Consider the following 1987-nt stretch of genomic DNA (forward strand, 5'->3'; position numbering starts at 1 on the left):
GGCTTCCTCCAGACCAGACCTCACGGGCTGGCCCTTGCCGTTCGCTAGTAGTTAGCGTTTAATCACAACAGGGTTTTCAACGGTGATCTTCCTACAGGGGACTTTCACCCCATAAGTTCATGCCCATGCCGGGCGTACACAAGCCCATCCAAGCGACCGCCTACGGCGGCGCTTGATGGGGGCGTTACACGCTAAAAATAATAATGGAATAGCATTTGAGATTTATTTTCGTAGATGCCGAGAATATCGGGCTCAAGGAAGTCGAGCCTATTGAAGCAGCTGTATCTGACAAAGTATTTGTCTTCTCAAAAAATGAAGCAATAAAATCAGTTTGCGAGAGAAAGCTTTTTCTTTATATATCGAGCTATCCTACAGGCTCGAATCAGGCTGATTTTTACCTTATTGGCAACCTTGTTGGAATAATCGCCTCACTGACTAATGGGCAAAAGGAAGTATGTGAATTTGTACTCTATTCACGGGACAATTCACTTGTAACTGCGTTTGCATTTCAGTGCAAACTTCATAAGGTGAAACAAAAAATTGCCCTTGAACCTAAAGAGCAAAAGGTCATAGCTCCGATAAAACCCGAGAAAACACTGGACCAGAAGATTTTTGAGCTACTAAAAACACCTATGTCCTCTGAGGCAATGAGAGTAAAACTAAAATCTCCAAAGCCAGATTTCACCAGAGCAATGAATACATTGATTAAATCCAATAAAATTCAACGCTCACCCAAAAGCCAAAAAAACTGGGTTCGTGCATAGCGCGTGTAACAAGCGCATCATATTCGTCGCTTCGCTCCTGGGACGCCTGCGGCGCCCCATATGCGGGCGTTATGTTTTCTTCAAGGTTCAACCAATCTCAAGGAGTAAGAGTGATACAACAATTTAAAATAATAAATGACCTCAGTGAAGTCATTAAGGAATATGAAGGGATTCTATGCAGGCCAACTCAAAGAATAAGTCATCCCACCCTTTATAGAAGAAGAGACGTAGGTAGAAACGAAAAAATATTAAAAGGTGTGCGAATTAGAGACTGGCTATTCTCGGAAGATAAAAAATGGGTTTTACCACATGACCAAATGGGATTGTCTTTCTCCTCCACCTACAAAAATCTTAAGCAAGAGCTTCGATATATTCTGGATTTTAGAAAAAGCAGATATTCCTAAAGGAATGGAATTCAGAGAAGACAGAAGCAAGAAAGGGCACTACTTTTTAACTGTCACTGAACAAATGCATGTTAATAAACTTGTTTCAAACCTTAAGGTTATCGCCCAAAGAATGTCAGTTATTAGAGATGCGAGTTAGAAATAATGATTGTTTATAAATTTGATGAAGAAGTAGTATACGCTGAATACTATGCAAAAAAAATGGAAGATAAACGAACAGCAGAAATCCTAAAAAGAGGGAGCGTTTCAAACACAGATGAAGCAAGACATTTAAGTTTATTTTTCTGGAAAATGGTTGATGCATCCATAGATGATGAAAAGAAAGATATTCAGTTCCCTTGGGAAGAAGGTGCAGAGTTCTGGAATGAAAAGTTGATGAATTCATTTTCTGGCTATTTAGAAAACTCTGGCTACGAGAATGAGTGGGAAGAAATCGTAGATCAACAATGAAAACATAATCGGGTAGCCGGAGGTTTCTAACCTCCAGCCCCCACAACACCCTGCATGCGGGTCCGCACAGGGCGTTTCATTAAGAATGGTGAAGCTTGATCCATCCGTCCCCCAGTGAAAACGTGGTCGAAAAGATTGTCGCCAAAGGCTGGCTTCGTATCATCACGCTGAGTCACGTCATTACCGGGCGGCATTCGTGTATTCAAGTCTGACAAGGCTCCTCCTTTATTCTTAATGTTCAGGCCTTCGCCGTGTCCCGGCCATTACGCCGGGCATTTGACTACTATGCCTTCTGCTGACTTCTGCTTAATCACCGGCAGAGTTGCCTCTGACGGCGCTATCGGTGGTCATCCGGTTTGCTCGAACAGG

3 protein-coding genes are annotated in these 1987 nt (G+C 42.4%); all 3 read left to right on the forward strand.

Features of this window, described 5'->3' with window-relative positions:
• The first annotated feature begins 215 nt into the window (after positions 1 to 215).
• On the forward strand, positions 216 to 764 hold the full coding sequence (locus GZ78_RS13995) for a hypothetical protein (RefSeq protein ID WP_034837195.1): 549 nt from the start codon (positions 216 to 218) through the stop codon (positions 762 to 764).
• A 309-nt stretch (positions 765 to 1073) separates the two neighbouring features.
• Positions 1074 to 1307 (forward strand): hypothetical protein, encoded by a 234-nt coding sequence (locus tag GZ78_RS14000; RefSeq protein ID WP_034837197.1) that lies wholly within the window; start codon positions 1074 to 1076, stop codon positions 1305 to 1307.
• A 5-nt stretch (positions 1308 to 1312) separates the two neighbouring features.
• Complete coding sequence (locus GZ78_RS14005) at positions 1313 to 1618, forward strand: hypothetical protein (protein ID WP_034837201.1); 306 nt, start codon at positions 1313 to 1315, stop codon at positions 1616 to 1618.
• The last annotated feature ends 369 nt before the right edge of the window (positions 1619 to 1987 follow it).

The sequence above is a fragment of the Endozoicomonas numazuensis genome (assembly GCF_000722635.1).
In the GTDB taxonomy this organism is placed as follows: Bacteria; Pseudomonadota; Gammaproteobacteria; order Pseudomonadales; family Endozoicomonadaceae; genus Endozoicomonas_A; species Endozoicomonas_A numazuensis.